Source organism: Mycobacterium sp. DL440 (assembly GCF_011745145.1).
Taxonomy (GTDB): Bacteria; Actinomycetota; Actinomycetes; order Mycobacteriales; family Mycobacteriaceae; genus Mycobacterium.
The window spans coordinates 6,060,778-6,085,158 of sequence record NZ_CP050191.1; the positions used below are offsets into that span (position 1 = coordinate 6,060,778).

A 24,381-nucleotide genomic window follows, 5' to 3' on the forward strand; every position below is an offset into this window, starting at 1 on the left:
GGTAATCGTGGGATCGCTGCTACTGGCAGCGGCTGCGGTGGTGTTTGCGACCGGCGTGGCTTTGCGGCTGTTCATCGGTCGCCGGGCGGATTCGGCGGATTCGCGGCGGCGGATGCACGCATTCCGCCGGACCAAGTTTGCCCGGGTGATGTTCGGGTCGGTGTACGACGACGAGGTGTTCGACCCCGACGAACTCGACCAGATGGTCCTGATGCCGACGATCGTGCTGGCCTGCGGTCTGTGCCTGACCGGGTTCTTCCTGCTGGGGTACCGGATCCTGCAGCACTAAGCGTGGAGAGTGGCGGCCTGCCGGGCGGCGTCTGCGATCGGGCCGCGCCACAACGGACCGTGGCCGGGCAGCATGATGTCGGTATTCAGCACGCCGAGCGTCTCGAGGCTGCGCAGACAGCCGTCCTCGTCGTGGTTGAACAGGGCCGGAAGCAACGTCGGTCCGGTGCGCCGCAGTAGCGGATGCCCGGTCACCAGGGCGTCGCCGCTGACCAAGGCACCGCCGACGATGAACGAGCAGTGTCCGCCGGTGTGCCCAGGGGTGGGCACGGCTACGGGCGCCCCGGGCAGCCCCGCCGCGATCTCGGCCGTCAGCGCCTGCGCGGTCGGGATGCCGGCGTGGTTCATCCCGCCCTTGGCGGTGATCGTGGCTGCCCACTTGAGCCAGCGGGGCTGCCAGATGTTGCGGACCACGTCAGCGGGGGCGGCTTGTTCGAGATATTCACGTTTGGTGTGGCCGAGTTCGGCGTCGCAGCAGAACACCGGTGTGCCATGGGTTTTCGCGAGCCAGATGGCAGTTCCGAAATGGTCGATGTGAGCGTGGGTCAGCAGGACGGCGGCGATGTCCTCGATGGTGTAGCCGAGTTGATTCACCGAGCCGATGACGTCCTGGCGCTGCCCAGGGAACCCGGCGTCGATCAGCATGACCCGATCCCCGTCGGTCACCAGAGTCCAGTTGACCAAGTCGGTCTGGGCGAAGTGCACGTGCTCGGTGATCGCGGTCAGGGCTGCTGCCATGTCGCGAGTCTAAAGACTGGGGTAGAAACGAACCGTGGCTGAACTCAAACTTGGTTATAAGGCATCGGCGGAGCAGTTCGCGCCCCGGGAACTCGTCGAGCTGGCAGTGCTGGCCGAAGCGGCGGGTATGGACAGCGCGACGGTCAGTGACCATTTCCAGCCGTGGCGCCACGAGGGCGGTCATGCGCCGTTCTCGCTGGCCTGGATGACGGCGGTGGGCGAGCGGACCGAGCGGCTCGTGCTGGGCACCTCGGTGCTGACGCCGACGTTCCGGTACAACCCGGCGGTGATCGCGCAGGCGTTCGCGACCATGGGCTGCCTGTACCCGGGCCGTATCTTCCTCGGGGTGGGCACCGGCGAGGCGCTCAACGAGATCGCGACCGGCTACAGCGGGGAGTGGCCGGAGTTCAAGGAACGTTTCGCCCGGCTGCGGGAGTCGGTCAAGCTCATGCGCGAGCTGTGGGTCGGCGACCGCGTCGATTTCGACGGCGAGTACTACAAGCTCAAGGGCGCCTCGATCTACGACGTCCCCGAGGGCGGCATCCCGGTGTACATCGCCGCGGGCGGTCCGGTGGTGGCCAAATACGCGGGCCGCGCGGGTGACGGCTTCATCTGCACCTCCGGCAAGGGGGAGGAGCTGTACAAGGACAAGCTCATCCCCGCCGTGAAGGAGGGTGCCGAGGCCGCCGGTCGAAAGGCCGAGGACATCGACCGGATGATCGAGATCAAGATCTCCTACGATCCCGACCCGAAGCTGGCGTTGGAGAACACCCGGTTCTGGGCGCCGCTGTCGCTGACGCCCGAGCAGAAGCACTCGATCGAAGATCCGATCGAGATGGAGAAGGCTGCCGACGCGCTGCCCATCGAGCAGGTCGCCAAGCGCTGGATCGTCGCCTCGGATCCCGACGAGGCGGTCGAGAAGGTCGGCCAGTACGTCAAGTGGGGCCTGAATCACCTGGTGTTCCACGCCCCCGGTCACGACCAGCGTCGTTTCCTCGATCTGTTCAAGAAGGACCTGGAGCCGCGCCTGCGCAAGCTGGGCTGATCACGCGCTGCTGACTGAACGCTGGACCGCGCCGACCGCGCCATGGCTCGTCGCTGTGAGCCGGACCCGGTCGGCGCGGAACAGGTCATAGGCGTACTCGAACGGCCGGCCGTTGCTGTCGCGGGTGACCCGCGTGATGGCCAAGAGCGGTTTGCGCTGCGCGATATCGAGCCATTGTGCTTCGCGGGGGCTGGCGCTGACCACTTCGATGGTCTCGGTGGTGGCAGCGGGGGTCAGGCCGTACCGGACCAGGACCAACTCGTAGAGCGAACCGCCGAGCGGCTGTTCCAGCAGGTCGTCCATGCGCTCGGCGTCGAAGCAGGAAAGGTCCACCGACAACGGCGCACCGTCGGCGTACCGCAGCCGCCGGATCGTGAATATATCTGCGCCATCGGTGATTTCGAGCGCATGCGACTCCACCGGGGTGGCCGGTCTGCGGTCGGTCGCCAGTACCCGGGTGGCGCTGGTGTGACCGCCACTGCGCAATCGGGCCGGTAGCCCGGCGAGTTCGGCGGCGTTGCGTTCGACGACGTCGGCGCGCACGAAGGTGCCGCCGTTGCGCCCGGTGCGGCGCTCCAGCACGCCGGCCTGGCTCAACGGCAGCAGTGCGCTGCGCAGCGTGGAGCGCGACACCGCGAAGTCCGCCGCCATCTCACGCTCGGTGCCCAGCCGCGAACCGGGCCGCAGGGCGCCCTGGGCCAGCATGGACAGGATGCGCCGGCGCACGTCTTCGGCAACGGGGCCGCCGGATGTCTGGGACATATTCTCCAGTGTGGACCAAATGGGCCCGGTGGAGCAGACCAAAACCGCCGATTTACATGATGGCAACAAATAGCTTGACCCGCAATAAGTTTCGAGTTGCCGGAGTCGCTGATACGGGCTAACAATGTGCTGCGTCGCATCACAATGCTGTCGGCGACGCCGAACAATCAGACCAAATAGTGGTCCATAAGTCCTCAGATAGGACCGACAATGAGCGAGATCATCGATCCGCCGGCCCCGTCCGGCGCCTCCATCCAACGCCTCAAACCCAACGCCGTGGGACTCGTGGGCGTGCTGTTCATGGCAGTCGCCACGGCCGCCCCCATCACGGCCATGGTCGGTAACGTGCCGATCGCGGTCGGCTTCGGCAATGGCGTCAACGCGCCCGCCGGATACTTCGTCGCCACCATCGTGCTGACCCTGTTCGCCATCGGCTACGCGGCGATGAGCAAGCACATCACCGCTACCGGCGCCTTCTACGGATACATCTCGCACGGACTGGGGCGTGTCGTCGGTCTCGGTGCGGGATTCCTGACCGCCTTGGCGTACATGGTGTTCGAGGCCTCGCTCATCGGCATCTTCTCGTTCTTCGGCAACGATCTGTTCAAGTCGTTCTTCAACGTGGATGTGCCGTGGATCCTGTTCGCCGTGGTGATGCTGGCGGTGAACGCCTTGCTGACCTACTTCGACATCAATCTGGCCGCCAAGGTGCTCGCGGTGTTCCTGGTCACCGAGATCATCATGCTGGCCATGATGGCGTTGTCGGTGGTCTTCACCGGTGGGGGACCACAGGGCTGGTCACTGGGATCGCTCAACCCGCTCAACGGTTTTCAGAGTCTTTCCGGTGAGGTGGCCGGTACCGGCGGCAGCATGGTCACTGTCGCCGGATCTGCCGGTGTCGGTCTGTTCTTCGCGTTCTGGTCGTGGGTGGGCTTCGAGTCCAGCGCCATGTACGGCGAGGAGTCACGCAACCCCAAGAAGATCATCCCGATCGCGGTGATCAGCTCGGTGGTCGGCATCGGAACCTTCTACGTCCTGGTCTCCTGGCTGGCCATCGTCGGCACCGGCCCGCAGAACGCCATTGCCCTGGCCCAGGATTCGGCCACCGCGGGTGACATCTTCTTCACCCCGGTGCACGAACACCTCGGGCAGTGGGCCGTCGACATGTTCAAGATCCTGCTGATGTCGGGTTCCTTCGCCTGCGGCATGGCGTTCCACAACTGCGCTGCCCGCTACCTGTATGCGATCGGGCGCGAGAACGTCGTGCCGGGAATGCGCAAGACCATCGGCTCCACCCACCCGGTACACGGTTCGCCGCACATCGCCGGATTCGTGCAGACCGGTTTCGCGACCGTGATCGTGCTGTTCTTCGACATCACCGGACGTGACCCTTACACCGGGCTCTACGGCCTGATGGCGCTGCTGGGCACCACGGCCGTCATGATCGTGCAGGCCTTGGCGGCGTTCTCGGTGATCTCCTACTTCCACGTGCAGAAGCGTCACCAGGAGACGGCGAACTGGTTCACCACCTTCCTGGCGCCGTTGCTCGGCGGGGTCGGCATGCTCTACGTCATCTACCTGCTCGCCAAGAACGCCTCGTTTGCTGCCGGATCGGCGGCTTCCGACTGGATCTTCACATCGATCCCGTATGTTGTTGGCATCGCCGGAATCGGTGGTGTGCTGTGGGCGATTTTCCTGAAATTCCGGGATCCGCAACGCTATTCCGATCTCGGGCGCACGGTGTTGGAGGAAGCGCACGAACGTTAGCGGCGGCTGCGGCTATCGAAAGGAAGGGCCATGGGGTTCTCAAACATCATGGACTCCAACAGCTATTCGGGTGGTTTGTCGACCGACGCCGATACCGAGAAGCTGATCGAGGCCCGCACGCACTTACTGGGCCCGGCGTACCGGCTGTTCTACGAACGGCCGGTGCACCTGGTCCGCGGCAGTGGCAGCCACCTGTTCGACGCGGACGGCGAGCGCTACCTCGACGCGTACAACAACGTCGTCAGCGTCGGGCACTGCCACCCGCACGTGGTGGCCGCCATCACCCGCCAGGCCGAGACGCTCAATACCCACACCCGCTACCTGCACGAGGGCATCGTGGAGTACTCGCAGCGGCTGTTGGCCACATTCCCAGGCGAAGTCGACCAGGTGATGTATGCCTGCACCGGCTCGGAGGCCAACGACCTGGCCCTGCGGGTGGCCCAGATGTACACCGGGGCACGCGGGGTGATCGTCACCCGCGACGCCTACCACGGCAATACCGAAGCAGTGACGGCCATTTCACCGTCGATCGGAGGCGCCACCACCATCGGGTCGCATGCGCGCGCCGTGGCCGCTCCGGACAGTTACCGCGCGGGTGCCGATGTGGCGGCCCTTTTCCTGGCCGACGTGAATGCCGCGATCGCCGAACTGCAGGCCGCCGGTCATGGCGTGAGCTGTTTGATCGTGGACACGTTCTTCTCCTCCGACGGCATCTATCCCGACCCCTCGGTGTTGGCGCCGGCAGTGGCGGCGGTGCGGGCGTCCGGCGGGGTGTTCATCGCCGACGAGGTGCAACCGGGCTTCGGCCGCACCGGGGAGTCGATGTGGGGCTTCACCCGCCACGGTGTCGTGCCCGACCTGGCCACGATGGGCAAGCCGATGGCCAACGGATTGCCGGTGGCGGCGATGGCCGCCCGCAGCGAGGTACTCGAGGCGTTCGCCCGCGAGGTGCCGTACTTCAACACCTTCGGCGGCAATCCGGTGTCGATGGCTGCGGCGGGCGCGGTGCTCGACGTCATCGAGGATGAAGGGCTGATGGCCAACGCGGCCCGGGTCGGCACCGCGCTGCGTAACGAGCTGACCCTGCTGGCCGCCGACCACCCGCGGATCGGCGATGTGCGCGGGGCCGGGCTGTACGTCGGGATCGAGGTGGTCAGCGACCCGGATGACAAGACCCCCGATCGGGCCGCGGCCCACGACTTGGTCAACGCGATGCGGGATCGCCGAGTTCTCATCTCGGTGTGCGGAGCCGAGGGCAGTGTGCTGAAGGTGCGACCGCCCCTGGTATTCTCTTTGTCGGATGCGGACTGGTTCTGCACCGAATTCGCCAATGCGCTGCGTGAGTTGCGCTGAGCAAAAGCAGAGCATCTGGCACTCCAACCCCATGATGAGGGATGCTGTACCAGTGCCGCAGGCAGCCGTCGCCACCGCGATCTATATTGCGTCACCCGAAGGTGACACCGGCAAGTCGACTATCGCGCTCGGGATGCTGCATCGACTTGCTGCGACCGTGCCGAAGGTCGGGGTGTTCCGTCCCATCACACGCCTCGGCGAGAATCGCGATTACATCCTCGAATTGTTGCTGGCCAGTGCCACGGCGGGGTTGAGCTACGACGAATGTGTCGGAGTCAGCTACCAGCAGGTGCACGAGGATCCCGACGTCGCGATCGCCGATATCGTCGACCGGTTCCACCGCGTGGCCGAGCAGTGCGACGCGGTGCTGATCGTCGGCAGCGACTACACCGACGTGGCCACCCCCAGCGAGCTGAGCATGAACGCGCGCATCGCGGTCAACCTCGGCGCGCCCGTCGTGCTCGCGGTCAAGGCCGCCGACCGCACGCCCGAGGAGGTCGCTCATGTGACCGAGGTGTGCCTGGCCGAGTTGAACCATCAGCATGCCCACGCCGCGGCCGTGGTCGCCAACCGGTGTGACCCGGCGCAGCTGGACGCCGTGGCCGAGGCCCTCAAACCGCTCGGCCCGCCCGCCTATGTGCTGCCCGAGGAGCCGTTGCTGGTGGCGCCGTCGGTGGCCGAACTGCGGATGGCGGTCGACGGCACCGTGATCGCCGGCGATCCTGAGCTGCTGTCCCGCGAGGCGATGGGCGTGATGGTCGCCGGTATGACGGCCGAGCACTGCCTGGAGAGGCTGACCGAGGGCGTTGCGGTGATCACGCCGGGCGACCGCTCTGACGTCGTCCTTGCTCTCGTAAGTGCCCATGCGGCCGAAGGCTTTCCGTCACTGTCCTGCATCATCCTCAACGGCGGGCTCGATCTGCACCCGGCCATCGCGGCCCTGGTCGAAGGGCTCGGACAACGGCTGCCAATTGTCGCCACCAAATACGGCACCTTCGAGACCGCCAGTCGGGTCGCCGGCGCCCGTGGCCGGGTAACTGCGAAATCGCAGCGCAAGATCGACACCGCGCTGGCCCTGATGGACAAACACGTCGACGTCAACGATCTGATCGCACAGCTGAGCATCCCGATCCCCGCGGTCACCACGCCGCAGATGTTCACCTATCAGCTGCTCGACCAGGCCCGCTCCGACCGCAGGCGCATCGTGTTGCCGGAGGGGACGGACGACCGCATCCTCAAGGCCGCGGGCCGGTTGTTGCAGCACGAGGTGGCCGACCTGACCATCCTCGGCGAGGAAAGCCAGATCCGTTCCCGGGCAGCCGAACTCGGTGTCAACATCGATGCGGCCGTAGTGCTCGATCCGCGCACCAGCGAGTTGTGCGACCGGTTCGCCGAGCAGTACGCCGAGCTGCGCCGTAAGAAGGGCATCACGTTCGAGCAGGCCCGCGAGACCATCCACGACGTCTCGTATTTCGGCACCATGCTGGTGCACAACCAAATGGTGGACGGCATGGTCTCAGGCGCCGCGCACACCACCGCGCACACCGTGCGGCCGGCCTTCGAGATCATAAGGACGGCACCCGGGATTTCCACAGTGTCGAGCATCTTCCTGATGTGTCTCGCCGACCGGGTACTGGCCTACGGCGACTGCGCGATCGTGCCGGATCCGACGGCGGAGCAACTTGCGGACATCGCAGTCTCCTCGGCCCGCACCGCAGCACAGTTCGGCATCGACCCGCGGGTCGCCATGCTGTCGTATTCGACAGGAACCTCGGGTACTGGGGCCGACGTCGACAAGGTCCGGGCGGCAACCGAACTGGTGCGTCAACGCGAGCCGGATCTGTTGGTGGAGGGGCCCATTCAGTACGACGCGGCGGTGGAGCCGTCGGTGGCGGTCACCAAGATGCCCGACTCGCCGGTGGCGGGGCGGGCCACCGTGCTGATCTTTCCCGACCTCAACACCGGTAACAACACCTACAAGGCGGTGCAACGCAGCGCCGGCGCCATCGCGATCGGGCCGGTGCTGCAGGGTTTGAACAAGCCGGTCAACGATCTGTCCCGGGGAGCCCTGGTGGAGGACATCGTCAACACCGTGGCGATCACGGCCATCCAGGCGCAGGAGCAGTCATGACCGTATTGGTGATCAACTCGGGATCGTCGTCGCTGAAGTACGCGGTGGTGAAACCCGATACCGGAGAATTCCTGGCTGACGGCGTCATCGAGCAGGTCGGCGAGGGACCGATCGCCGATCACGACGCGGCGTTGCGGGCCACCTTCGACAAGCTCGCGGCCGAGGGGCTGCACCTCGACCAGCTCGGCCTGGTGGCCGTCGGGCATCGGGTTGTGCACGGGGGCAAGAAGTTCTACCGTCCCACCGTCATCGACGATGCGCTCGTGGAAGAGATCGAAGAGTTGTCCCCGCTGGCCCCACTGCACAATCCGCCGGCCGTGCTGGGTATCGAGGTGGCCCGGCGGATGCTTCCCGACCTGCCGCACATCGCGGTGTTCGACACCGCGTTCTTCCACAATCTGCCGTTGGCTGCCGAGACCTACGCGATCGACCGAAAACTGGCGGAACAGTGGAGGGTTCGCCGCTACGGTTTCCACGGCACATCACACGAGTACGTCAGCCACCAGGCCGCAGAATTCCTGGGCCGCCCCTACGATTCGTTGAACCAGATCGTGCTACACCTCGGTAACGGTGCCTCGGCGTCAGCGATCGCCGACGGGAGTCCGGTCGACACCTCGATGGGCCTCACCCCGATGGAGGGCCTGGTGATGGGCACCCGCAGCGGTGACATCGATCCCGGCATCATCACGTATCTGTGGCGCACCGCCGGTATGAGCATCGAGGACATCGAGGCCATGCTCAATCGCCAGTCGGGCGTGCTCGGCCTCGGTGGTGCCAACGATTTCCGGGATCTGCGCCGACTCATGGAATCCGGGGACAGCGACGCACAATTGGCGTACGACGTCTACATCCACCGGTTACGCAAGTATGTCGGGGCGTATATGGCGGTGCTTGGCCGCACCGACGTCATCAGCTTCACCGCGGGGGTCGGGGAGAACGACGCCGCGGTGCGCCGCGATGCGCTGGCCGGCTTGACCGCACTGGGGATCGAGATCGACGAGGAACTCAACGCGGTACGGTCGCACGAGGCCCGACGGATCTCGACCTCGGACTCATCGGTGACGGTGCTGGTGGTGCCAACCAACGAGGAACTGGCCATCGCGAAGGCCTGTGCGGCCCTGGTCACCACGTAGCGCGGCTCGCGAGAACTCAGAAGGTGCTCATGGGCCGCACACTGTTGGCCAGGTCGATCAGGGCGTAGCGGTGCGACTGAGTGGGGGCGACGCGGGCCAGCGCCCGCAGCGACGCCTCGACACCGAGCTTGAGACCGTGTTCGGTGAACGGGAATCCGAGAATGTGATTGCTGCTCGCGGTGTTGTCGGCCAGCCAGTCCATCGCGGTGCCCAACACGAGGGCCCGGATCTGCAGCACCCGCGGCTCCGAATCGGGCAGCGCCTCCACGCGCCGCGCCGCATCGCGGATGTTCTGCTCGGTGATCTCACCGGTGGACCGCCCTGACAGTAGGGTGACCGCACTCGTCAGCCGGGCTGTGGTGAAATGTCGTGAGGTGGGTGGAACTTCGTCCAGGGTCCGGACCGCCTTGTCCCGCGACCCGGCAACAGACTCGGCGCGGGCGAACCCGAAGCCGGCGGAGATCACGCCGTTGTCGGTGCTCCACACGGTGTTGTAGAACTTCAGCTCGTCGGCGGTACCGGCCAGCTCGGCCGTCGCGGCCAACGCCAGTTTGGGGGCCAGCTCCCCGGGCAATGTGTCCAGGACCTCGGTGAAATGCTTTGTGGCCGAGTCATAATCGGCTGAGAGCATCTCGGCCACGGCGCGGAACCAGACCAGCCGCCAGCGCCAACCGGCCCAGACGGCCAAGTCGTCGAGCTTACGGGTGGCCTTGGCGACATCGCCCAGATCCAGCAGGGCGCGTGCCTCCATCAACGGCAGTTCCACCGATTCGGCCACGTCCACGCCTTCGGCGTCGATCGCGCCGTGGCGTGCTGCGCGCAGCTGGTCCAGGGTGTGCACGGGCTGGCTGAGCACACTGGCCACCAGCAGCGGAGCCCCGACGTCGGTCCGGTCCACCAGCGGCACTGGGAGTGCCCGCACGATCTCCTGTGCGGTCAGCTTCTCCGAATGGACTTGGCCGTCAACGTAAACGTCGGTGTGCGCCACCAGCAGATCGACCCCGAACGTGGACCGGGACGGGCTGAACACCGTCGACAGACCGGGGCGGGGGATTCCGGTGTCGGTGGCCACCACCTCGCGCAGCACACCGAGCAACTGGGACGACATCTCTTCGGCACTGCTGAACCTGCGTCGCGGATCCGGATCGATGGCGCGGCGCAGGAACCGGCCGAAGGAATCGTAGGTGTCGAGTACCGGGTCTTCGGAGGGCAGCCCGTCGACGTAGCGACCCCGACGGGTCCGCAGATTCAGGGTGAGCGCGGCCAGCGTGCGCCCCACACTGTAGATGTCGGTGGCCACCGTCGGCCCGGTGCGCACAATCTCGGGAGCCTGGAATCCTGGTGTGCCGTAAAGGTATCCGTAGGAGTTGAGCTTCGATACCGCACCGAGGTCGATCAGCTTGAGCTGCTCCTCGGTGATCATGATGTTCTCGGGCTTCAGGTCGTTGTAGGCCAGCCCGATCGAATGCAGATAGCCCAGCGCGGGCAGGATCTCCAGCATGTAGCCGATCGCCTCGGCTACCGGAAGCCGAGTTCCCCTGGCCTGTTTGAGCGATGTTCCACCGACGTACTCCATCACGATGTACCCGACCGGATTGCCGTGCTTGTCATCGTGTTCGACGAAGTTGTAGATCTTCACGATTCCCGGATGTGTCACCTCGGCCAGGAATTGGCGTTCGGCCATCGCGATCACCTGGGCCTCGGCGTCACCGGAATGCACCAGGCCTTTGAGCACGACGGGACGTTCGTTCACGTTGTGGTCGAAGGCCAGATACACCCAGCCCAACCCGCCGTGGGCGATGCAGCCCTTGATCTCGTATTGGTCGGCAACGATCTCGCCCGGGGACAGCTGCGGCAGGAACGAATACGCGCTGCCGCAGTGCGGGCACCAACCCTCTGACAGGGCATGGCCATCCGATGATGATCGACCGACCGGCTTGCCGCAGTTCCAGCAGAACCGCTTCTGCTCGGCCACCACCGGATTGGTCATCAGCGCTGCCAACGGATCGCGCTCGGGCACCCGTGCGATCTCGACCAGCCCGCCACCCAGCCGGCGGATCGGCGAGAGCATCCGGGTCGCGATCGTGGCGAGGTTTTGTGGTTCGGTGTCGCCGCCGTACGGTCCGTCGTCGGAATCGTCGAACTCCGGACGGAACACCGCCTGGGTGGCCATCGGCCGCATGGTCGACCGCGAATCCATGTCGAGGTCTTCCAGGCTCGCCGGCTGCGTCCCGGGGCCGCCCTCGGTATCGGGATCGTCAGGCTGTTTCATCAGTCGACATACCTCGCGACCGGGGGAGACGGTGCCGGGCCAAGTACGGTCAACCACTTGCGGTACAACGTGTTCCAGGTGCCGTCGCGGCGGATGCGTTCCAGCGTCGCGTTGACGACCCGGACCAGCCCGGTGTTCTCCAGGTTCAGCCCGATGCCGTAGGGCTCCTCGTTCAGGCTGGGGCCGACGATGTGGAGGTACGGATCTTGGGCCACCAGCCCGGCCAGGATCGAATCGTCGGTACTGACCGCGTCGGCCTGGCGCTGCTGCAGCGCCACCAGGCAATCGGCCCAGGTGACCACAGAGACGATGATCGGTGCCGGGCTGATCTGCTGGATCCGCTTGAGAGAGGTGGTGCCGTCCACCACGCACACCCGCTTGCCCGAGAGGTCGGAGGCCTGCGAGATGTTGGAATCGCGCGCGGCGAGGATGCGTTGATGGGCCATCAGATACACCGTGGAGAAGTTCACCTGCTTGCGGCGCTCACAGGTGATCGTCATGGTCTTGACCACGATGTCGACCTGATTGTTCTGCAGCGCGGTGATGCGGTCGGCCGAGGACAGGATGCGGTACTCGACCTGTGACGGAGTGCCGAAGATGTCGCGGGCGACCTCCCCGGCGATGTCGACGTCGAACCCGTTGATCTGACCGGTGATCGGATCCCGGAACGAGAACAGATTGCTACCGATGTCCAGCCCGACGACCAACCGTCCGCGGTCGCGGATCTTGGCCACTGCCGCGTCGGCGTCGGCCCGATTGCTGAACGGTCGCAGGCTGGCGGTGCGGTTGCACTCGTCGGTGTCGGGCGTGGGCACCCGCACCGGCTGAGGAGCAAGCTCCTGCATGCCCGCCGGGCTGGGCGGAGCCAGCGTCATCGTCGGCACGGTCAACGCCGGTGCACTCTGACCGCACCCGGCCACCGCCACGGCCGCGGTGAGCGCGGCCAACATCTTTCGCGCCTTTCTCATCATCTGTACTCACTGAGTCGGGGCCACAACCCCAGCGTCACCGCCAGCGTTGCGGCCACACTGAGCAGGGCGGCACCCACGGTCGCCCCGGACAGCACCCGGCGGGCATTGGCGATGTCGTTGCGCAACTGGCTGCGGCTCTGTTCGATGCCTTTGGACAGCGCGTCGTCGAGCTTGTCGAAGGCCGACGTGGAATCGTCCTCGCCGGTGCCCAGCGCCACCTGCGTCGCGGCCTGGTAGTTGCCCACCGCGATGTACGCGTTGATGCGGTCGTCGGCCGCACGCCATTTGGTGAGCAGATCTTCGGCACCTGTCAGATCGCTCTTGTCGATGCGGGTGTCGCGGGCCAGATATTGGGCGAGCTGCTGCTGCATAGCCTCGATGCGCTGATAGTAGGACTGCTTACGCAGGTTCTCGTCGCCACGCCGGATCAGGGCCAGTGTCTCGTCGGCCCGGGCCTGCTGGGCGGTGATGGCCAGATTGGTCACGGTCTTCAGGGATTCGGCGGCGGTGTCCTTGGCGCTGCGGCTGTCCGATGTCGAGATCACCAGTGCCGTCGTCACCCAGATCAGCATGATCAGCACGGCCATTCCGCCGGCCACGAAACCGATGTTGACCCGGCGCCGGGTGCGTCGCGCCAGCCACCGGTTGGCGAACGCGCCGAACATCAACGTCGCCAGCACCACCAGCATGACCGCGGCCGGGATCCGGGTGGAGGCCGTCGTCTCGGCATCCACCCGTGCCGAGGTCTCTTCGTACAGGCGTTGCGCGTCGGGCAGGATCTGCGACTGCATCAGCGCCGAGGCTTCCGACAGGTACGACGAACCGACCGGGTTGCCGGCCCGGTTGTTGGTCCGCGCGGTCTCCACCAGGCCGGTGTAGACCGCCAGCCGTGCATTGATCCGGCCGAGCAGCTGCACCAGCTCTTCGTCGGTCAACCCGCTCGAAGCCCGGGTCACCGCCACCGAGGCGTCGGTGATGGCCTGCTCGTAGCGCTGCCGCACGTCACGCGGCTCGGCCCCGGCGATGAAGGCCGTTGCCGCGGCGGCGTCGGCGACCGACAGTGTGGTGTAGAGCTGGCCGGCCGCGAACGCCAGGGGTTCGGTGTGATCAAGAACCGTGGTCAGTGCCTGCTGGCGATCGTTGATCGTGGTGGATGTGGCGAACGCACTGGCTATAACCAGCCCGGCGAGCGTCACTCCGATCGTCAGGATGCGTCCCGGCGTGGTCCACAGGAACCACCACCGCGGGTGGGCAGGAGTGGTCGGCGACCGGGACGCGAGCGGTTCGGTCGAGGGATGTGCCAACTCCACAGTCACCTGCGCACGGACCTCATTTAGTTTCGGTGCTTACGGGGTGTCCCCACACTATAAAAAAATTCTAAGAGGGCCGTGCTTAGGCTCGCGGAGAAATTGGGGCCCGCCGAAACTGGCTGCGTTCCTTATCCTGTACGGGTGCATGGCGACGGTGACGGCTGGGTGTTCTCCGACAACGGCGCCCGGTATTGGGGTCGTTATGGTGCGGCCGGGCTGTTGCTGCGCGCTCCGTGGCCCGGTGGATCGGCCGCCGTGCTGCTGCAACACCGCGCCCCGTGGAGTCATCAGGGCGGAACCTGGGCCCTGCCCGGCGGTGCCCGCGACAGTCACGAGACCGCCGAACAGGCCGCGGTCCGGGAGGCCCACGAGGAAGCCGGGGTGACGGCCGCGCAGCTCACCGTGCGGACCACGGTGGTGACGGCCGAGGTGGCCGGTACCGGCGGCACGCACTGGAGCTACACGACGGTGATCGCCGATGTGCCCGCACCACTGGAGACCGTCCCGAACCGGGAGAGCTCGGAGTTGCGCTGGGTGGCCGAGGACGACGTCGCCGAGTTGCCGTTGCATCCCGGGTTCGCCGCCAGTTGGGAGCAGCTGCGCGCCGTGACGGCGTCGCTGCCGCTGGTGCTCAACTCTCCGGAGTGATCGCAGACTTGAGTTCGGCGGCTGCCGCCCGCGGATCTTCGGCTGCGGTGATCGCGCGGACCACCACGATGCGACGGGCGCCGGCAGCCAGCACCTCGGGCAGCCGTTGCTGGTCGATCCCGCCGATCGCGAACCACGGCTTGGCCGGGTTCAGCGCCGCCGTCGAACGCACCAGATCCAGGCCCGGTGCGGTTCGGCCCGGCTTGGTCGGGGTGGGCCAGCACGGGCCGACGCAGAAGTAGTCCACGGCTTCGGTGAGCGCCGCGGCTGCCTGGGCGGCGTCATGGGTGGAGCGACCGATCACCGGACGATCTCCGATGATGCCGCGCGCGACGTCCAGCGGCAGATCGTCCTGGCCCAGGTGCAGCACGTCGGCCCCGGCCGCCAGCGCGATGTCGGCGCGGTCGTTGACCGCCAGCAGCGCACCGTGGCGGTGGGCGGCGTCGGCCAGGATCTGCAGCGCCTCGAGTTCGTGGCGGGCCTCCAGCGGGCCGAGCTGCTTCTCCCCGGCCGAACCCTTGTCGCGTAGCTGGATCAGATCCACCCCGCCGGCCAACGCCGCGTCGGCGAACTCGGCCAGGTCACCGCGCTCCCGGCGGGCGTCGGTGCACAGGTACAGGGTGGCGCGCTGCAAACGGTCGGCGGGTGATTCCACACCGCGACGGTAGCCGGTACCGCCCGAGTACCCTGGACTGGCAATCAATACGGGAGTCCCGGGGACGAGGGGCTGAGAGTGGGCATACGGACCGGCCCTGACCGTCACACCTGATCCGGGTCATGCCGGCGAAGGGAGCGGATATGGCGCGAACACTCGCCGTCATCGGCGGCGGTGTCATCGGGCTGTCTGTCGCACGCCGGGCTGCGCTGGACGGCTGGACCGTGCGGCTGCACTGCACCACCGAGCGTGGCGCCTCGTGGGTGGCCGGCGGCATGCTGGCCCCGCACAGCGAAGGCTGGCCGGGCGAAGAGCAGATCCTGCAGATCGGCCTGGAATCGCTGAAGTTGTGGCACTCGGGTTTCCTCGAGGGACTGGCGCCCGAGGTGGTCACTTCCCGCGAGTCGCTGGTGGTGGCCGTGGACCGGGCCGATGTGGCCGATCTGCGCACCGTCGCCGAATGGCTGTCCGCCCAGGGGCAGCCGGTCGAACTGACCACGGCCGCCCGGGAGGTGGAACCGCTGCTGGCCCAGGGTATCCGGCACGGGTTTCGGGCCACCACCGAACTCGCCGTGGACAACCGGGCCGTGGTGGACGGGCTGGCCGCGCAATGCGAGCGGCTGGCGGTGCGGTGGGCCGGACCGGTCGAGAGCCTGGACGAACTTGATCGAGACGGCGCCCCCGACCAGCGGGTGATCGCCAACGGGATCGACGCCCCGAAGCTCCTGCCCGGCCTGCCGGTGCGCCCGGTGAAGGGCGAGGTGCTGCGGCTGCGGTGGCGCAAGGGCTGTATGCCGGTGCCGCAGCGCGTGATTCGGGCGCGGGTACACGGTCGGCCGGTATACCTCGTGCCGCGGGCCGACGGTGTCGTGGTCGGCGCCACCCAGTACGAGCACGGACGTGACACCGCGCCGGTGGTCAGCGGGGTGCGTGATCTGCTGGAGGACGCCTGCGCGGTGGTGCCCGCACTGGGCGAGTACGAGCTGGCCGAGACGGCGGCCGGGCTGCGGCCGATGACGCCCGACGGGCTGCCCATCGTCGAGCGTGTCGACGAGCGGACCCTGGTGGCCGTCGGGCATGGCCGGAACGGATTTCTGTTGGCGCCGTGGACCGCTGAGCGGATCGCGGCTGAACTCGAAGTGAGTGTGGGAGCGAAATGATCACCATCACGGTCAACAACGAGGCCCTGGAGGTGGACGAGCTGACCACCATCGAGGGACTGCTGCAAACCCGGGGCTTCCCGGACAAGGGCATCGCGGTCGCGCTGGACTGGACCGTGCTGCCCCGGTCGGAGTGGGATCGGACGCTGGCCGACGGCGCCCGGGTGGAGGTTGTGACGGCGGTGCAGGGTGGGTGAATCAACGCTCAAGATCGGCGGCCGGGAGTTCGGCTCGCGGCTGATCATGGGCACCGGTGGTGCACCCAATCTGGCTGTGCTGGAAGAGGCTTTGATCGCTTCGGGCACAGAATTGACGACCGTGGCGATGCGGCGGGTGGACGCCGAGGCCGGCACCGGAGTGCTCGACCTGCTCAACCGGCTCGGTATCGCGGCGCTGCCCAACACCGCGGGTTGTCGCGGCGCGGCCGAGGCTGTGCTCACCGCGCAGTTGGCCCGCGAGGCGCTGGGCACCGACCTGGTCAAACTCGAAGTCATTGCCGACGAACGCACACTGTTGCCCGATGCCATCGAATTGGTCAAGGCGGCAGAGCAATTGGTCGATGACGGGTTCATCGTGCTGCCCTACACCAACGACGACCCCGTCCTGGCACGCCGGCTGGAGGACACCGGGTGCGCCGCAGTCATGCCGCTGGGATCGCCGATCGGCACCGGTCTGGGCATCTCCAACCCGCACAACATCGAGATGATCGTCGAGCAGGCCGGGGTGCCGGTGGTGCTGGACGCCGGGATCGGCACGGCGTCGGATGCCGCGCTGGCGATGGAATTGGGCTGTGACGCCGTGCTGTTGGCCACCGCCGTCACCCGGGCGTCCGATCCTCCCACGATGGCTGCGGCGATGTCCGCAGCCGTCACCGCCGGATATCTGGCACGTCAGGCCGGCCGTATCCCGAAGCGATTCTGGGCCCAGGCGTCGAGCCCTGCGCTGTGAATCCCGAAGTGAACGGTAAACGCTATGTGGCCCTGGGCAGTTCGATGGCTGCCGGGCCGGGCATCAAGCCATCGGCCGAGGGCGCGCCGTGGCAGGCAGGCCGCTCGGCCCGCAATTACCCGCATCTGGTGGCCGCCCGACTCGGGCTCGACCTGGTAGATGTGACCTACTCCGGGGCCATCACCGCGCACATACTGCGTGATCATCAGAACGGTGCGCCACCGCAGATCGATGCGCTCGACGGGTCCGAGGCCCTGGTCACGGTCACGATCGGGGGCAACGACGCCGGTTACGTGCCCCTGTTGATGTCCGCTGCGTTGCCCCGGTTCACGCGGTCCCTGCCGTTGGTGGGGCCGCGGTTGCGTGACCTGCTCGATCCCGACGCGCGTGCGGCGGCGCTGACCGAAGTGGCCGATGCCCTGGTGACCGTGGGCAGTGAGATCCGGCGACGCGCTCCGCAGGCACAGGTGCTGTTCGTCGACTACCTGACGCTGCTGCCGCCAGAAGGCGTCGTGCCGCCATCACTGTCGGAGGCCGATGTCGCGCTGGGACGGCAGGTCGCGGCCACGCTGGAACGACTCACCGGAGAGGCGGCCGCGCAGACAGACTGCGGATGGGTTCGCGCCGCACAGGCCAGCCTGACGCACCATGCCTGGTCGGCCCAGCCGTGGACCACGCGGCCCGGTTTGCCCTGGCTGAACCGGCCCGCGCCGCTGCACCCGAACGCCGCGGGCATGCGGGCGGTCGCCGATCTGGTGGTGGCGCAGGCCGGCGTCGACACCTGAATTGGTGCCATCAGGGCTGATGGCGGCGTGCAACAATCTTCTCAACGCTTCTCACTGGAGATAACCGCCGCTGCCGGCTTGAATTGAGGGAGGTGCCATGGCCCTTGGGTTGAATGGTGACGAGCTTCGGAAGAAGTCTGCCCAACTGTCGAAATTCGCGGCCGAACGCGCCCAGCACGAGCGCCGGGTCGCTGAGATCGCGGGTGAGCTCGCCGCGACCTGGACCGGAACGTCGGGGTCGGCGGTCCAGACCGCACTCTCGAACTACCTCACGCAGGCGTCAGATGTCCGTCGGGAAGAGCTCGACATGTCGCACCTCCTCAGCGAGGCGATCGCGGCATACGAGGGGACCGACAGTGATGCTGCCGGCCCGCTGGCCCAGTCCATGAACATTTGAGACAGAAGGTCTCCGCATGAGCACCGATATCACCGTCCAGTTCGAGCGGACACGGCAACTGGCCGCCGAGCTGGATTCCGAGGCCGCCAAGGTCAAACAGATCCTGGAAGAAGAGACCGCACTGATGGCCGACATCGGGGGGATGTGGAGTGGCACGGCGTCGGAACAGTTCAATCAGCAGTACAGCGAGTGGAACAAGGAAGCCGACGAAGAGGCTCAGGCGCTGGACCAGCTGTGCGCCGCGGTTCACGCGGGCATCGACACGCTCAATACCACCGAGTCCGATGTGACGGGAATGTTCAGCTGATCTCAACCTGAGCAGTCAGAACGACACCGCCTGCAATGATGGCGGTGATGATCGAACTGACCGGGCTGACAAAGCTCTACGGCACCCACCGCGCTGTCGACGATCTGACGTGCACCGTCGAACCGGGCGTGGTTACCGGCTTCCTCGGGCCCAACGGCGCGGGCAAGACCACCACGATGCGGCTGATCCTCGGACTGGACCATCCCAGTGCCGGGAACGCGACCATCGATGGCAAGCACTATCGGGAGCTACGTGACCCGCTGCGCACGGTCGGCGCCCTGCTCGACGCGCGCCAGGCTCATCCGAACCGCTCCGCCCGCAACCACCTGCGCTGGATCGCCGCGGCCAACCGGATCCCGGCGACCCGGGTGGACGAGGTGCTCGAGACGGTCGGGCTGACGTCGGCAGGGGACCGCAATGCCGGGACGCTGTCATTGGGCATGAGCCAGCGGTTGGGGATCGCCGCCGCGCTGCTGGGCGATCCGCCGGTGCTGTTGTTCGACGAGCCGGTCAACGGCCTGGACCCCGAGGGCATCCACTGGGTGCGCACCCTGATGCGCAGCCTGGCCGCCGAGGGTCGCACAGTGTTCGTGTCCAGCCACCTGCTGGCCGAGATGTCCAACACCGCCGACCGGTTGGTGGTGATCGGGCAGGGCAAGCTGATCGCCTCGACCACGGTGAGCGAGTTCGTGAGTGGCACGTCTGCGGACACCGTGCGGGTGCGCAGCCCCCAGTTGGAAACGCTGCGCGAGGTTCTCGCCGGCGCCGGGTTCGAGGTGGAGGCCGCCGCCGACGGCGATGCGCTGGCGGTGCACGGCGCGGCCATCGAGGTGATCGGCGACCTGGCCGCGCGCAACGCGATCGCCCTGCACGAGCTGAGCCAGCGGCAGGCCTCGCTGGAGGAGGCGTATCTGAAACTCACCGATGATGCCGTCGACTACCGGGCAGCACGATGAGCGCGTTGGCCGCGTTCGACGCCGAACGCATCAAACTGTCCACCACACGCTCCCCGCTGTGGTCGGTGGCCGGGGTGGCGGTGCTCAGCCTCGGGCTCGCCGCCCTGCAGGGCTTCACGGCTGACCACTACAGCGGGCTGTCCCCGTCCAAGGCCGCGCTCGGGGTCGCGGTGTTCGGGGTTCCGGTGTTGATGGTGCTGTCCTCGATGACCATGACCGGCGAGTACCGCAGCGGGCTGATCCGCACCACGCTGCTGGCCACCCCGAACCGCACGCAGGTGCTGACGGCGAAGGCGGTGGTGTGCGCGGCGTTCTCCTCGGTGTGCGCGGTGATCATGGTGCTGGCCTCGGTGCTGGTGGCCCGGATGGTCGCCGACCCGGTGGTGGGTGTGCAGTTGTCGATGGTGAACCCGGCGACGTGGCGGGTGGCCGGCGGGTTCGCGTTGTACGCCGCGCTGGCCGCGGTGCTCGGGGTGGCAGTCGGGGCGCTGGTGCGATTCGCCGCCGGTGCGGTGGCGGTCCTGTTGCTGTGGCCGCTGGTGGCCGAGCCTCTGCTCGGCAACATGCCGAACTCCGGTCCACGGACGGGTCCGTGGTTGCCGTTCGCCAACATGTTCACGTTCCTGCACGTGGACTGGTTGTTCCCGACGTATGTCATGCCGTGGGGCGAACTGGGCTCGTTGGTCTACTTCATGGTGTGGGTGGCGGTCGCCTTCGTGGCCGCCGCGGTGGTGCTGAACAGGCGTGACGCCTGACCCGGAATTACTCCGGGTCAGACGCCACATTCGTTGAAACCGCATCCGTGCTGCCCAAAGCGAGCACCACCTTCGACCCGTACGGCACGCGCTGGATCAGCTGCAGCTGAGCCAGTGCCGGGTGGGCGTCCAGCAGCTTGCCGGCATTGGCCAGCGTGCGCAGTGCCGCGGTCTCGGCGCGGGCCGCTTCGAGCTTCGCCGCGCCGGTGGCCTTGGCCGTCACCAGCTGCATCGCCGCGGCACGGATCTCGGCGGGGATGATCACGTCCTTTACGAACGCCTCGATCACCTCGACCCCGGTGCGGGCGCCCGCCGTCCGCGCCGCTGCAGCGATTGCCCCGGCATCGATACGGTTGCCGCGCTGCATCACCTCGTCGGCGGTCACCGCGGCGACGAGGTGACGCATGGCGATCTGCGCGGCCAGGTACACCGCGGCCATCGGATCCGCGGCCGCCTCCACGTAAGCCACCGCGTCGCTGACCTTGAACTGCAGTGCGACGGTGATCCGCAGCGTCACCGCATCCGAGGTCAGCACCTCCTGCGGCGCCAGCGTGAGCACCTGCTCACGCATCTCGACACGCACCACCGAGGCCGCCACATCAATGCGGTGGCGCCCCGGGGGCAGGACACGACCCAGCGTGCCGTCGCGGTACTCCAGTGCGCACTGGCCTGCGGAAACGGTGATTCGGTTGAACGTGAAGATACCCATATCGTGTCCTCCTTCCGGTGTATGTGTCTGTGCGGCAACCCGATACCGTCGCCGGACGTGATCGTTGACGGGGCATCGCGCCCCCGTACCGGCGGATGCGGGCCACAAGGTCGTTGATCGCGTGAACCCGGCGACGGTATCGGGATTTGTAGGAGAGGATTCGAACCTCAGGCCCTTTACCTGTGCCATGACGCCGCCGGCAACACGCAGAAACGTTGCGGTACCCCGCGCGGCCTGCTTCCCTGTCGGCGTCGGGAAACACGATGCCATCACAGCAAATCGCCAGGCAACTGATTTTTCGGTCTGGCAGTTCAAGGCAGCAGCTACCGTGGGTGCAATGCGACGTACTTCGACGGGGGCGGTTCTCGGCGCACTGGCGCTGACCATGGGGCTGGCCGGCTGTGATGCAAAGACCGAACTGCAGACCGACGGGCAGTCGTCCCGGGAGTCCTCATCGTCGGCGGTGCTGTTCGCCGACCAGTTGCGTGCGCAGGTCTCGGCCGACGCGATGATGGGGCATCTGGGCAAGCTGCAGGAAATTGCCAACACGCACGACGGCAATCGCGCGCTGGGCACCGCGGGGTACGACGCAAGTGTGGACTACGTCGCCGGGGCCCTGCGCGATAAGGGATTTGACGTCCAGACCCCGGAGTTCGAGGTGAAACTCCCGTTCGCCGAGGACCCCCAGGTGACCGTCGGTGGCCAGCCCGTCACCGCCAAGCCGCTGGAGTTCACCGTCGGCACCGCGCAGGAAGGGGTGTCCGGCCCGCTGGTGCCCGCGAAGGTGGAGGACACCCCGGGATGCGAGGCCGCCGACTACGACGGACTGCCGGTCGCCGGTGGCGTGGTGCTGGTCGACCGTGGCTCCTGCCCCTTCGCCCACAAGCAGGCCGCAGCCGCCGAGCGCGGTGCGGTCGCGATGATCGTCGTCAACACCGACAACGAGGAGAAGATGGGCGGCACACTGGGCCGCAACACCGCGGTCAAGATTCCGGTGGTCAGTGTGACCAAGGACGAAGGCACCAGGCTGCGCAACGCTCCCGGGCCTACCACGATCAAGCTAGTCGCCGGGGTGCGCACCGAGCACACCCGCAATGTCATCGCCCAGACCAAGACCGGCTCGAGCTCGGACGTGGTGATGGTCGGGGCCCACCTCGACAGCGTGCCCGAAGGCCCCGGCATCAACGACAACGGTTCCGGGGTCGCCGCCGTACTGGAAACCGCTCTGCAGCTGGGCGATTCGCCGGAGTTGGCCAACGCCGTGCGATTCGGCTTCTGGGGAGCCGAGGAGGAAGGTTTGCTCGGCTCGACCAACTATGTCGGATCCCTGGACACCGAAGCCCTCAAGGACATTGCCATGTACCTGAACTTCGACATGCTCGGCTCCCCCAACGCGGGCTACTTCACCTACGACGGCGACCAGTCCGCACCGCTGGACGAGCAGGGGCGCCCGCGGGTTCCTGAGGGCTCGGCGGGAATCGAGCGTACGCTGGCGGACTATCTGAAAGAGGCGGGAAAGACGCCGCGCGACACCAGTTTTGACGGCCGGTCCGACTACGACGGGTTCACGATGGCGGGGGTGCCCGCCGGCGGGTTGTTCTCGGGTGCCGAGGACAAGATGAATGCCGAGGAAGCGAAATTGTGGGCCGGCCAGGCGGATGAACCATTCGACCCGAACTATCACAAGAACACCGATACCCTTGACCACGTGAACCGGGATGCGTTGCAGATACATGGTGAGGGAGTCGCATTTGCTGTCGGGCTGTATGCCCAAGATCAGCGGGGCCGCAACGGTTTACCGGTCCGCGCAGACCGCACGCGTCACCAGATCAACGCGCAGTGAGGGCACGCCGACTCGCTACTATATTGCTCGGTGCCGCACTGGCGGGCTGCTCGGCGCAGTCAGCGCCGAAGGTTGTCGACCCCCAGGATCTGGCGGGCAAGATCACCGTCGACGCCATGTTCACCCACCTGCGCAAGCTCCAGGAGATCGCCGACAGCCATGACGGCAACCGGGCGGTCGGCAGCCCCGGCTACGACGCCAGCGTCGACTATGTGGCACAACTGCTGCGGGACAAGGGTTTCGACGTACAGACGCCCGAGTTCGAGCGGATGGGCGCGATGCGCGGAGGCAAGCCGGTGCTGAACGTGTCCGGACGCAGTTACACAGTAGATCAGGCGTCGATGCTGGTGATGACGGCGCCGGGCGGCCTCAATGCGCCTACGTTGCACCCGGTGAAACCCTCAGGGTGCGCGGCCTCCGACTACGGTTCGGTCAACATCGCCGGTGCCATTGCGGTCGTCGACGACTCCGGGTGTTCCGTTGTGGTCAAACAGAACACCGCGTTGGCGAAGGGGGCTGTGGGGCTGCTGGTGGTCAACCGTGGTCGGCAGCCCGCTCCGGGCGGGTTGTTCACCACCGGCTACTACCGTCAACTCACCGTGCCGGTGGGTGTCATCGACGAGACTGCAGATGCGGCACTGCTACGCACCAGCGCCCCGGTGCGCCTGACCCTCGACGGCAAAGCCGAGATGGTCAAATCCCGCAACGTGACTGCGCAGACGAAGACCGGTTCGGCCTCGGATGTGGTGCTCGTCGGCGCGCACCTGGACAGTGTGGGTGGCGGGCCCGGCATCAACGACAACGGTTCGGGAGTGGCCGCCGTCCTGGAAACCGCGCTGCAGCTGGGCAGTTCGCCGAAGGGGAACAATGCGGTGCGGTTCGCGTTCTGGGGTGCCGAGGAGATGGGGTTGGAAGGGTCGACGCAGTACGTGCGCAGCCTGCCGCTGGATCAACTCGACGATCTCGCGCTGTACCTGAACTTCGACATGGTCGGCTCACCCAACGCCGGGTTCTTCACCTATGACGGCGACCAGTCCGGCCAGGCCACCGATCCAAAACCGATACCCGAGGGCTCGGCCGGCATCGAACGGACCATGGCGGGTTATCTCAACCTCGCCGGGGTGCGGCCCGCGGACATGCCGATCGGCGCCAACTCCGACTACCACCCGCTCCTGCAGGCCGGGGTACCGATCGGGGGCGCGACCACCGGATCGTCGCAGCGCAAGACCCAGGTTCAGGCCCGATTGTGGGGCGGACGGACCGGCGTGGCCTTCGATCCGAACTATCACACCGCCCGCGACACCATCGACAACGTCGATGCGCGTGCGCTCGGGATCATGGGATCGGCGATCGCGTTCACCGTCGGCACCTATGCCCAGTCGATCGAGGGTGCCAACGGTGTGCCGGCGCGGGACAAACGTCACCGCGGTTGAACCATCCGGGGTAGG

24 protein-coding genes and 1 riboswitch are annotated in these 24,381 nt (G+C 66.9%); of the genes, 17 read left to right on the top strand and 7 right to left on the bottom strand.

Annotated features, from left to right (window positions below):
• Positions 1-7 precede the first annotated feature (7 nt).
• Positions 8-289, top strand: coding sequence for a hypothetical protein (locus tag HBE63_RS29505; RefSeq protein ID WP_208301248.1), 282 nt, complete (start codon positions 8-10; stop codon positions 287-289).
• Here the strand turns inward: HBE63_RS29505 and HBE63_RS29510 are convergent.
• Positions 286-1,026 (bottom strand): MBL fold metallo-hydrolase, encoded by a 741-nt coding sequence (locus tag HBE63_RS29510; RefSeq protein WP_166908594.1) that lies wholly within the window; start codon positions 1,024-1,026, stop codon positions 286-288. The genes HBE63_RS29505 and HBE63_RS29510 overlap by 4 nt on opposite strands.
• Positions 1,027-1,060: 34 nt before the next feature.
• Between HBE63_RS29510 and fgd the strand changes: the two genes are divergently transcribed.
• On the top strand, positions 1,061-2,071 hold the full coding sequence (gene fgd, locus HBE63_RS29515) for a glucose-6-phosphate dehydrogenase (coenzyme-F420) (protein WP_166908596.1): 1,011 nt from the start codon (positions 1,061-1,063) through the stop codon (positions 2,069-2,071).
• On the opposite strand, the gene HBE63_RS29520 is transcribed toward fgd, so the two are convergent.
• Entirely contained in the window at positions 2,072-2,833 is a 762-nt protein-coding gene (locus HBE63_RS29520) for a GntR family transcriptional regulator (RefSeq protein ID WP_166908598.1), read from the bottom strand.
• A 210-nt stretch (positions 2,834-3,043) separates the two neighbouring features.
• On the opposite strand from HBE63_RS29520, the gene HBE63_RS29525 reads away from it, so the two are divergent.
• From HBE63_RS29525 to HBE63_RS29540, 4 genes are read left to right on the top strand one after another with little or no spacing between them, the layout of a single operon-like run.
• A complete protein-coding gene (locus HBE63_RS29525; protein WP_166908600.1) occupies positions 3,044-4,600 on the top strand; it encodes an APC family permease in 1,557 nt (518 codons plus the stop codon).
• A gap of 30 nt (positions 4,601-4,630) precedes the next feature.
• Positions 4,631-5,953 carry an aspartate aminotransferase family protein gene (locus HBE63_RS29530; protein ID WP_166908602.1) on the top strand — a complete coding sequence of 441 codons (1,323 nt, stop codon included), beginning with the start codon at positions 4,631-4,633 and terminating at the stop codon, positions 5,951-5,953.
• A 52-nt stretch (positions 5,954-6,005) separates the two neighbouring features.
• The gene (pta, locus tag HBE63_RS29535; protein WP_371814837.1) at positions 6,006-8,084 is read left to right on the top strand and encodes a phosphate acetyltransferase; all 2,079 of its coding nucleotides are present in this window, start codon (positions 6,006-6,008) and stop codon (positions 8,082-8,084) included.
• Positions 8,081-9,217: an acetate kinase gene (locus HBE63_RS29540; protein ID WP_166908606.1), complete on the top strand. Its 1,137-nt coding sequence runs from the start codon at positions 8,081-8,083 to the stop codon at positions 9,215-9,217. Before pta ends, HBE63_RS29540 begins: the two co-directional genes overlap by 4 nt.
• A gap of 16 nt (positions 9,218-9,233) precedes the next feature.
• Here the strand turns inward: HBE63_RS29540 and HBE63_RS29545 are convergent, their stop codons facing one another.
• From HBE63_RS29545 to glnX, 3 genes are read right to left on the bottom strand one after another with little or no spacing between them, the layout of a single operon-like run.
• Positions 9,234-11,489: a serine/threonine-protein kinase PknG gene (locus tag HBE63_RS29545; RefSeq protein WP_166908608.1), complete on the bottom strand. Its 2,256-nt coding sequence runs from the start codon at positions 11,487-11,489 to the stop codon at positions 9,234-9,236.
• Positions 11,489-12,460, bottom strand: a complete 972-nt coding sequence (locus tag HBE63_RS29550; protein ID WP_208301249.1) for a glutamate ABC transporter substrate-binding protein — start codon at positions 12,458-12,460, stop codon at positions 11,489-11,491. Before HBE63_RS29550 ends, HBE63_RS29545 begins: the two co-directional genes overlap by 1 nt.
• Positions 12,457-13,776 carry a protein kinase G-activating protein GlnX gene (glnX, locus tag HBE63_RS29555; protein WP_166908612.1) on the bottom strand — a complete coding sequence of 440 codons (1,320 nt, stop codon included), beginning with the start codon at positions 13,774-13,776 and terminating at the stop codon, positions 12,457-12,459. The genes HBE63_RS29550 and glnX overlap by 4 nt, the downstream gene beginning before the upstream one ends.
• A gap of 135 nt (positions 13,777-13,911) precedes the next feature.
• On the opposite strand from glnX, the gene HBE63_RS29560 reads away from it, so the two are divergent.
• The gene (locus HBE63_RS29560; protein WP_166908613.1) at positions 13,912-14,418 is read left to right on the top strand and encodes an NUDIX hydrolase; all 507 of its coding nucleotides are present in this window, start codon (positions 13,912-13,914) and stop codon (positions 14,416-14,418) included.
• On the opposite strand, the gene thiE is transcribed toward HBE63_RS29560, so the two are convergent.
• Positions 14,402-15,073: a thiamine phosphate synthase gene (gene thiE / locus HBE63_RS29565; protein ID WP_166908615.1), complete on the bottom strand. Its 672-nt coding sequence runs from the start codon at positions 15,071-15,073 to the stop codon at positions 14,402-14,404. The genes HBE63_RS29560 and thiE overlap by 17 nt on opposite strands.
• A gap of 39 nt (positions 15,074-15,112) precedes the next feature.
• Positions 15,113-15,227: riboswitch (TPP riboswitch) on the top strand.
• Between thiE and thiO the strand changes: the two genes are divergently transcribed.
• The 8 genes from thiO to HBE63_RS29605 all read left to right on the top strand — a co-directional run bounded on the left by thiO (position 15,217) and on the right by HBE63_RS29605 (position 20,381).
• The gene (thiO, locus tag HBE63_RS29570) at positions 15,217-16,233 is read left to right on the top strand and encodes a glycine oxidase ThiO (protein WP_166908617.1); all 1,017 of its coding nucleotides are present in this window, start codon (positions 15,217-15,219) and stop codon (positions 16,231-16,233) included. (Overlaps the previous riboswitch by 11 nt.)
• Positions 16,230-16,430: a sulfur carrier protein ThiS gene (gene thiS / locus HBE63_RS29575; protein ID WP_166908619.1), complete on the top strand. Its 201-nt coding sequence runs from the start codon at positions 16,230-16,232 to the stop codon at positions 16,428-16,430. Before thiO ends, thiS begins: the two co-directional genes overlap by 4 nt.
• On the top strand, positions 16,423-17,181 hold the full coding sequence (locus tag HBE63_RS29580) for a thiazole synthase (RefSeq protein WP_166908621.1): 759 nt from the start codon (positions 16,423-16,425) through the stop codon (positions 17,179-17,181). Before thiS ends, HBE63_RS29580 begins: the two co-directional genes overlap by 8 nt.
• Before the next feature lie 44 nt (positions 17,182-17,225).
• The gene (locus HBE63_RS29585; protein ID WP_208301519.1) at positions 17,226-17,966 is read left to right on the top strand and encodes an SGNH/GDSL hydrolase family protein; all 741 of its coding nucleotides are present in this window, start codon (positions 17,226-17,228) and stop codon (positions 17,964-17,966) included.
• A gap of 97 nt (positions 17,967-18,063) precedes the next feature.
• A complete protein-coding gene (locus tag HBE63_RS29590; RefSeq protein WP_166908623.1) occupies positions 18,064-18,363 on the top strand; it encodes a WXG100 family type VII secretion target in 300 nt (99 codons plus the stop codon).
• Positions 18,364-18,379: 16 nt separating this feature from the next.
• The gene (locus tag HBE63_RS29595) at positions 18,380-18,670 is read left to right on the top strand and encodes a WXG100 family type VII secretion target (RefSeq protein WP_166908625.1); all 291 of its coding nucleotides are present in this window, start codon (positions 18,380-18,382) and stop codon (positions 18,668-18,670) included.
• A 47-nt stretch (positions 18,671-18,717) separates the two neighbouring features.
• Positions 18,718-19,626: an ABC transporter ATP-binding protein gene (locus HBE63_RS29600; protein WP_166908627.1), complete on the top strand. Its 909-nt coding sequence runs from the start codon at positions 18,718-18,720 to the stop codon at positions 19,624-19,626.
• A complete protein-coding gene (locus tag HBE63_RS29605; RefSeq protein WP_166908629.1) occupies positions 19,623-20,381 on the top strand; it encodes an ABC transporter permease in 759 nt (252 codons plus the stop codon). The genes HBE63_RS29600 and HBE63_RS29605 overlap by 4 nt, the downstream gene beginning before the upstream one ends.
• A gap of 7 nt (positions 20,382-20,388) precedes the next feature.
• Here the strand turns inward: HBE63_RS29605 and HBE63_RS29610 are convergent, their stop codons facing one another.
• The gene (locus tag HBE63_RS29610) at positions 20,389-21,090 is read right to left on the bottom strand and encodes a slipin family protein (RefSeq protein WP_166908631.1); all 702 of its coding nucleotides are present in this window, start codon (positions 21,088-21,090) and stop codon (positions 20,389-20,391) included.
• Positions 21,091-21,427: 337 nt separating this feature from the next.
• On the opposite strand from HBE63_RS29610, the gene HBE63_RS29615 reads away from it, so the two are divergent.
• Both HBE63_RS29615 and HBE63_RS29620 read left to right on the top strand, forming a co-directional pair.
• On the top strand, positions 21,428-22,933 hold the full coding sequence (locus HBE63_RS29615; RefSeq protein WP_208301250.1) for a M28 family metallopeptidase: 1,506 nt from the start codon (positions 21,428-21,430) through the stop codon (positions 22,931-22,933).
• Positions 22,930-24,366: a M28 family metallopeptidase gene (locus tag HBE63_RS29620; protein WP_166908635.1), complete on the top strand. Its 1,437-nt coding sequence runs from the start codon at positions 22,930-22,932 to the stop codon at positions 24,364-24,366. The genes HBE63_RS29615 and HBE63_RS29620 overlap by 4 nt, the downstream gene beginning before the upstream one ends.
• The last annotated feature ends 15 nt before the right edge of the window (positions 24,367-24,381 follow it).